The organism is Amycolatopsis sp. NPDC003731 (assembly GCF_053586895.1).
The window spans coordinates 20,188-27,375 of the sequence record NZ_JBSFNC010000125.1; the positions used below are offsets into that span (position 1 = coordinate 20,188).

The following is a 7,188-nucleotide window of genomic DNA, read 5'->3' on the forward strand; positions in this document are numbered from 1 at the left end:
GTCAGCGCCGCGGGTCGATGTGCACCTTCGGTCCCGCGCCGCCGACCCGCTCCCCCGCGAGCACCGCGCCGGCCTGCTCGAGGCCGACCGTCGCCGCCACCAGAGGGCGCGGGTCGACCGCTCCGCTCGCGTACGCGGCGATTGCGTCGGCCAGGCCGGGTGACGCGGACAGCACCCCGACCGCCGTGACGTCCTTCAGCACCAGCACGCGGGTGTCGAGCTCGCTCGGGCGGCCGGACAGTCCGATGTAGACGACCCGGCCGGCGGGTTCCACCAGGTCCGCGGCGAGCGCGGGCGAGCCGGAGGCGCCGGTCGCGTCGACCACCGCGTCGAACGGCAGGTCCGGCGAAGTCTCCCGGGTCCACACGTGCGCGAAGCCGAGACTGCGGGCGAAGTCGGGGGAGCCGACCCCGAGCAGGTGCACCTCGGTGCCCGCCGCCCGCAGGAACAGGGCCGTGAGCAGCCCGATCGTCCCCGGCCCGAGGACCAGCGCCCGGTCGCCGGTGCCGGTGCCGGCCGCGCGGGCCGCGCGCAGGGCGTTGCCGCCGGGTTCGACCAGGGCCCCGAGCACGGCGTCGACCGAATCGGGTAGCGCGTGCAGCGACCACGCGGGCACGGCGAGCCGCTCCGCCAGCGCGCCGGCCCGGCCGCCGCGGATGCCGACCTCCTGCCGGTTTTCGCAGGTGTGCTGGTGCCCCTTCCGGCAGCGGCGGCACGTCCGGTCGCCGAGCATGGTGTCGCCCGTGACCCGGCGCCCCAGCCAGGCGGGGTCGACGCCGTCACCGATCGCCGAAACCGTGCCGGCCCACTCGTGTCCCAGCCGCATCGGGTAAGCCGCGTGCCCCTGGTGCAGGTAGGTCATGTCACCGGTGAAGAACTCGACGTCGGTGCCGCACACCCCGGCCCGCTCGACGTCCACGACGACCTCGCCCGCGGCGGCCTGCGGGACGGGCACCTCCTGCACCGAGCACTCCCGCGGACCGGTGAGCACGAAGGCCCGCATCGTCGAAGACATGGCCGCATCCTCGCACGAGCCCGTATTCCGAACACTTGCTATTTTCTTGACACCTGTCCATTATCGACGCCGTGACCGGCGACTGGACGACCGAAGCGCCCGCCAAGGACCGGCGGGTCCGCCGGTCGCGCGCGGCCCTGCTGCGGGCCGCGGTCGAGCTCGTGTCCGAACGCGACTCCACCGCCGTCCCGGTGTCCGAGATCGCCGAGGCGGCGGACGTCAGCCGCCAGGTGCTGTACCAGCAGTTCGGCGACCGCGACTCGCTGCTGCTGGAGGCCGCGCTCGACCTCGTCCGGCGCGAGCTGCTCGGCGAGCTCGGCGGCCTCGCCTCGGCCGCCGGCGACCACCCGTCCCTGCTGGCGCTGGGCCGGCACTTCGCCCGGTACCGGCGCTTCTACCGGGCGCTGCTGACCGGGGCGTCCGCGTTCGCCCTCAACAAGGCGCTGACCGGCCTGTTCCTCCCGGTCAACCGGGAAAACCTCGGCCGTGCCCTCGGCGGCCGGCTCGACGCCGGCGGCCTCGAGGACCTGGCCACCTTCCTGACCGGCGGGGCGGGAGCGGTCGTCAACGCGTGGGTCGTCGACGGGCCGGACCCGCTCGACCCGGAGGAGTTCGCCGGCCGGCTGCTGCGGATGCACTCGGTCGTCACCGCGATGATCACGAAGGAGGCCGGCCGATGATCAGCCGTCTCGTCGAACGCCTGCTGAAGCTGCCCGCGCCGGTCACCCGGCGCCTCGCCGTCCAGCGGGACCTGCGCGTCCCGATGCCCGACGGCGTCGAGCTGCTCGCCGACCGGTGGGCACCCCGCGCCGGCGGGGACGGGCTACCGCTCGCGCTGGTGCGCACGCCCTACGGCCGCCGGGGCGTGTTCGGCGCGATCCTCGCGCGGCCGCTGGCCGAGCGCGGGTTCCAGGTGCTGGTCCAGAGCACGCGCGGCGGCTTCGGCTCCGGCGGTGTTTTCGACCCGCTGCGGCAGGAACGCGAAGACGGCCTCGCAACGCTGGACTGGGCGGTGCGGCAGCCGTGGTCCGGCGACGCGATCGTGCTGGTCGGCGCCAGCTACCTGGGTTACGTGCAGTGGGCGGCCGCCGATCGCCTGCCGCCGCAGGTGAAGGCGATGGTCCCCCAGGTCACCGAATCCGGGCTGACGCTGGAATTCCTGCGCGAGGACGGCCTTTCGCTGGAGACGCCGTTCGGGTGGGGCGTCCAGGTCGCGGTCCAGGAACGCCGGTTCGCGCTGGTCCGGCAACGCGCCCAGGCGAAGAAGCTCGTGCAGGCGCTGAACACGCTGCCGCTCGCCCAGGCCGACGTCGTCGCCATCGGCCACCGCTCCGACTACATCCAGGACATTCTCACCCGCACCGAACACCACCCCCGCTGGGCGGAGGTCGACCACCGGCACCGCGTCGTGGACGTCACCGTCCCGGTCAGCTCGATCGCCGGCTGGTACGACATCTTCCTGCCCGGCCAGCTGCGCGACTTCCGCACGCTGCAGGACGCAGGACGGCGGCCGCGCCTGACGGTCGGGCCGTGGACCCACGCCGGCCGCTCCGACCTGCTCGGCAGCACCGGCGAGACGCTCCGGGAAACCCTGGCATTCGGGCTTGCGCACGCCCGCGGCGAGGAACCGCCGGAACGGGCGCCGGTCCGGCTGTTCGTCATGGGTGAGGAGGCCTGGCGCGACTTCGCTTCGTGGCCGCCGGAAGGCTATGCGCCGCAACGGTTCCACCTCCAGGCCGGCGGCCTGCTGGCCACGGAGGTCCCCGGCGAGTCCGAACCGGACCGCTACCGCTACGACCCGGCCGACCCGACCCCCGCGGCCGGCGGCGTGCGAATGGCCCCGGACGCCGGCCGGGTGGACAACGCGGCGCTCGAAGCCCGCGCCGACGTCCTCACCTACACCACGCCGGTGCTCGGCGAGGACGTCGAAGTCATCGGGGACGTGCAGGCGGAGATCTGGTTCCGGTCGAGCCTGCCGTTCGCCGACGTCTTCGTCCGGCTCTGCGACGTCGGCCCGGACGGCCGGTCGGTCAACGTCTGCGACGGCCTCACCAGCCTGCGCGAGGCCAATGAGCCGGCCGCCGTCACCGTCCGGATGTGGCCGACGGCGCACCGGTTCCGGCGCGGGCACCGGATCCGGGTCCAGGTCTCCAGCGGCGCTTTCCCGCGCTACGCCCGGAATCCCGGCACCGGCGAGTCGCACGCCACCGCCGTCACCCTGCGCGCCGCGGACCAGGAGGTCCACCACGACCCGGCACACCCGTCGGCGATCGTGCTTCCCGTGCTGAACTGAAAAAGAACTCCCGGCGACGCGCCGGAAACCGTGTAACGCGCCTTGCGGCCGGGCGACTAACGCGGTGTTTCCGGCTCGCTCTCGGGAGGCATCGTGGACGTCAAGACGGACCGGCAGTCCGAGCAGGAGCGGGCCGCGGCCGCGCGCGCCGCCGAGCGCACCGGGCCGCGGCAGGCCAAGATCGCGTTGCTGCGCAAGCCCGGCGGGATCGCCGAGGCCGACGAGCCGAGCCGGGTGGCGACCCGGATCGACCGGCTCGGCCGCTACTACCCCGACGTCCGGCCGGTGAGCCCGGCGGCGATCGCGGCGGGCGACCCGGCGGCGATGACGGCCGCGGGCGCCATCCTCGAACGCATCGTGCTCACGAACGACCTGCTCGGCGTCGGCTACCTCGAAGGCGGCGTCACGGCTGCGGCCGCGGTCGGCCGGATGAACATCCGGAACGCCCAAGGCCGGCTGATCGGCTACGGCACGGGCTCGCTCGTGTCGCCGGAACTGCTGCTCACCAACCACCACGTGCTGCCGGACGCCGAGGCGGCCGGGTTCGGCGTCATCGAGTTCGACTACCAGGACGGTGTCGACGGCCTGCCCAAGCCGGTGCGCGCCTTCCCGCTCGACCCCGGCCGGTTCTTCGCCGCCGACCGGTCGCTCGATTTCGCGCTCGTCGCGGTGAAGGCGACCGCGGAAGAACTGCGCCCGTTCGGCTTCAACCGGTTGATCGCCAGCGAAGGCAAGGCGATCGTCGGCGACTTCGTCACCATCGTCCAGCACCCCGGCGGCGGCAAGAAGCAGGTCGCGCTGCGGGAAAACCGGGTCGTCGACGTCCTCGACGAGTTCCTGCACTACGAAACCGACACCGAACCGGGGTCGTCCGGTTCGCCGGTCTTCAACGACCAGTGGGAGATCGTGGCGCTGCACCACGCAAGCGTCCCGGCGACGGGCCACGCGGAATACGGCGGATACCTCAACGAAGGCATCCGGGTCAGCAAGCTGCTGAAGTTCCTGCGGGAGCAGCCGTTCACCCCGGCGCAGCGGGCGCTGCTCGACGGGCTGGCCACCCGCCTGGAGCGTGCCCTGCCGCCCGACGGCTCTTCGGGCGGCACCTCGCCGGTGCTGACGCTCGCGATGCCGTTCGACATCCGGCTGCGCGCCGAACCGCTGACCGGGCGGATCGACCCCGACTACGCGAACCGGGAAGGCTACGACCCGGCTTTCCTGCCCGGGCACACCGTGCCGCTGCCCGGCCTGTCCGACGCCCTGGTCCCGCTGGCGGCGGTCAACCGGCAGGCCACCGGCGAGCCGCGGTACGTGCTGCCGTACCACCACTTCAGCGTCGTCATGCACCGGGAGCGGCGGCTGGCGATGTTCACCGCGGTCAACATCGACGGGCGGCTGAGCCGGGCCCTGCGGCGCGAAGCCGACCACTGGTCGCTCGACCCGCGGGTGGCGGTGACCGAGCAGATCGGCGAGGAGCTCTACCGGGCCAACCCCCTCGATCGCGGGCACCTGGTCCGCCGGCTCGACCCGGCGTGGGGCGCGACCGAGCCGATCGCCCAGCTCGGCAACGACGACACGTTCCACTTCACGAACTGCTCGCCGCAGCACCAGGACTTCAACCAGAACAAGACGACGTGGGCCGGGCTCGAGGACTACGTGCTGAACAACGCGGACAACTTCGACCTGAAGGTCAGCGTGGTGACCGGCCCGGTGCTGGCCGCGGACGACGACCGGTACCGCGGTGTCCAGCTGCCCCGCCAGTTCTGGAAGGTCGTCGCGATGGTGAAGAAGGACGGCACCCTGTCGGCGACGGCGTACCTGCTGAGCCAGGAGGAGCTCATCCACGGCCTGGAGACGGCGACCGAGTTCGACTACGGCGCCTACCGCACGTACCAGGTGCCGGTCCGCCGGATCGCCGAGCTGACCGGCTTGAGATTCGGCGACCTCGAAGCCGCCGACCCGCTCACCGGCCTGGAAGCCACGAGCCAGGCCCAGGAGGTCCGGAGCGCGGCAGACCTGGTGCTCTGACGACGTATCCGGCTAGGCCGTCCGTCCACTGAGGACGTTTAAGGCATGGCGGCGGTGCTCGGCGAACAGCGTGAGGGCCGCCTCGCGGTCGCCGGCGCGCAGGGCGGTCACGAGGTCGCGGTGCTCCGCGGGGATGCCGGTCAGGTAGCCGTCGGTGGCGACGCCGATCCGGGTGAGCAGGAACAGGTGCACCTGCGAGCGGATCGCCTGCCAGGCCTCGCGCAGCCGGCGGTGCCCGGCGGCCGCGTAGACCGCGTCGTGGAATTCGAGGTCGCACCGGACCATCTCGTGCTCGTCGAGCGCGCGTTCCATGCGCCGCACGACGGCGTCGATCGCGGCGAGGTCCTCGTCGACCGCGCGCTCGAGGACCAGCTCGACGGCCAGTTGCTCGAGGGCGGCCCGCAGGCTGTCCAGCTCGGTGACGTCCTCGTCGGTCAGGGCGGTCACCGTGGCCCCGCGGTGCCATTCGCTGCGGACGAGCCCTTCGCGCTCCAGCTTGAGCAGCGCTTCCCGCACCGGGCCGCGGCTGACGCCCAGCGCTTCCGCCAGCTCGACTTCGCGCAGCTGGCTGCCGGGAGCGTAGACGCCGTCGAAGACCGCGTCGCGGATCCGGTCCGCGACCTCGTCGGCCAGCCCGCGGCGCCGGGCGGGAACCACCGAACCACTCATGCCTTAATGTTAACATCAAGACAAGATCGTCGGCGAAGGGAGTTCCCATGACCCTGCCCATCCCCCGTTTCCACCTGGCGATGCCGGTGGACGACCTGGCCGCCGCCCGGCGGTTCTACAGTGAAGTCCTCGGCCTCGAGCAGGGCCGCAGCGCGGACACGTGGATCGACTGGAACCTGCACGGCCACCAGTTCGTCACGCACCTGGCCCCGGCCGGTCCGCAGCGCGTGCACAACCCGGTCGACGGCCACGACGTGCCGGTGCCCCACTTCGGCCTGGTCCTCACCGTCCCGCGGTTCCACGCGCTCGCCGACCGGCTGCGGGCGGCGGGCGCGGAGTTCGTGATCGAGCCGTACGTCCGCTTCGAGGGTCAGCCCGGCGAGCAGTGGACGATGTTCCTGCTCGACCCGGCCGGCAACGCCCTGGAATTCAAGGCCTTCGCCGACGACGCCCAGGTGTTCGCGGTCTGACCGGCCCGCTGCCCGGATAATCGCCGGGACGGCAGTTCCACCCGATCGGGCCGACCGGTGGTCACGGCCCGTTCCCTGGGTACCCGGTGGCCATGGAACCAGCCGACGACGTGCCGGACGCCGTGCTGCTCGCCGCCTTGAGAGCCGGGGATCTCGACGCCGCCGGACGGCTCTACCGCCGGCACGCCGAGCCGCTGCGGCGGACCGCCGGGGCGTGGGCGCGGCAGCCCGCCGAGCGCGACGACCTCGTGGCCGAGACGTTCGCCCGGGTGCTGACGATCGTGCGGGCCGGCGGCGGACCGCACAGCGACCTGCGGCCGTACCTCGTCGTGACCCTGCGCAACCTGGCGGCGCGGTGGAGCAAGCAGCGCACCCGGGTGGAGCTGCGGGCCACCGTTCCGGAGCCGCCCGGCCGGGGTGCCGACGAGCTCGCCCTGCTCCGGTCGAACGCCCGGCTCGTGTGGTCGGCCTATTGCACGCTGCCCGGCCGGTGGCGGACGGTGCTGTGGCGGACCGAGGCCGAGGGCGGAACCCCGACGGAAGTGGCGCCCTCGCTCGGGCTGTCGCCGAACAGCGTCGCGGCGCTGGCGATGCGGGCCCGGGAAGGCCTGCGGCAGGCGTACCTGCAGGTCCAGGTGCCCGAGCCGGACGAGCCGGCCTGCCGCGAACCCCGCCGCCGGATGGGCGCCTGGGTCCGCGGCGCCCTGCCGGCCCGC

General features: G+C 73.3%; 7 protein-coding genes. 5 read left to right on the forward strand and 2 right to left on the reverse strand.

Features of this window, described 5'->3' with window-relative positions:
• Position 1: 1 nt before the first annotated feature.
• Positions 2-1,015, reverse strand: coding sequence for a zinc-dependent alcohol dehydrogenase (locus ACWDN5_RS35780; RefSeq protein ID WP_449679392.1), 1,014 nt, complete (start codon positions 1,013-1,015; stop codon positions 2-4).
• 71 nt (positions 1,016-1,086) lie between these two features.
• Here ACWDN5_RS35780 and ACWDN5_RS35785 point away from each other — a divergent pair, with 71 nt between their 5' ends.
• From ACWDN5_RS35785 to ACWDN5_RS35795, 3 genes are all read left to right on the forward strand, one after another.
• Positions 1,087-1,695, forward strand: coding sequence for a TetR/AcrR family transcriptional regulator (locus ACWDN5_RS35785; protein ID WP_449679393.1), 609 nt, complete (start codon positions 1,087-1,089; stop codon positions 1,693-1,695).
• On the forward strand, positions 1,692-3,308 hold the full coding sequence (locus tag ACWDN5_RS35790) for a CocE/NonD family hydrolase (RefSeq protein WP_449679394.1): 1,617 nt from the start codon (positions 1,692-1,694) through the stop codon (positions 3,306-3,308). Before ACWDN5_RS35785 ends, ACWDN5_RS35790 begins: the two co-directional genes overlap by 4 nt.
• A gap of 93 nt (positions 3,309-3,401) precedes the next feature.
• Positions 3,402-5,333 carry a DNA/RNA non-specific endonuclease gene (locus ACWDN5_RS35795; RefSeq protein ID WP_449679395.1) on the forward strand — a complete coding sequence of 644 codons (1,932 nt, stop codon included), beginning with the start codon at positions 3,402-3,404 and terminating at the stop codon, positions 5,331-5,333.
• 12 nt (positions 5,334-5,345) lie between these two features.
• Here ACWDN5_RS35795 and ACWDN5_RS35800 read toward each other — a convergent pair whose 3' ends face one another.
• On the reverse strand, positions 5,346-6,002 hold the full coding sequence (locus ACWDN5_RS35800; RefSeq protein WP_310975485.1) for a GntR family transcriptional regulator: 657 nt from the start codon (positions 6,000-6,002) through the stop codon (positions 5,346-5,348).
• 47 nt (positions 6,003-6,049) lie between these two features.
• Between ACWDN5_RS35800 and ACWDN5_RS35805 the strand changes: the two genes are divergently transcribed.
• Positions 6,050-6,472 carry a VOC family protein gene (locus ACWDN5_RS35805; protein WP_449679396.1) on the forward strand — a complete coding sequence of 141 codons (423 nt, stop codon included), beginning with the start codon at positions 6,050-6,052 and terminating at the stop codon, positions 6,470-6,472.
• A 92-nt stretch (positions 6,473-6,564) separates the two neighbouring features.
• A partial coding sequence (locus tag ACWDN5_RS35810; protein WP_449679397.1) for an RNA polymerase sigma factor occupies positions 6,565-7,188 on the forward strand: 624 nt, incomplete at its 3' end.

What these genes read in the sequence shown, in the direction of transcription:
- ACWDN5_RS35780 (WP_449679392.1), bottom strand. Translation starts at nt 1,015, where the DNA reads ATGTCTTCGACGATGCGGGCCTTCGTGCTCACCGGTCCGCGGGAGTGC.
- ACWDN5_RS35790 (WP_449679394.1), top strand. Translation starts at nt 1,692, where the DNA reads ATGATCAGCCGTCTCGTCGAACGCCTGCTGAAGCTGCCCGCGCCGGTC.
- ACWDN5_RS35800 (WP_310975485.1), bottom strand. Translation starts at nt 6,002, where the DNA reads ATGAGTGGTTCGGTGGTTCCCGCCCGGCGCCGCGGGCTGGCCGACGAG.
- ACWDN5_RS35805 (WP_449679396.1), top strand. Translation starts at nt 6,050, where the DNA reads ATGACCCTGCCCATCCCCCGTTTCCACCTGGCGATGCCGGTGGACGAC.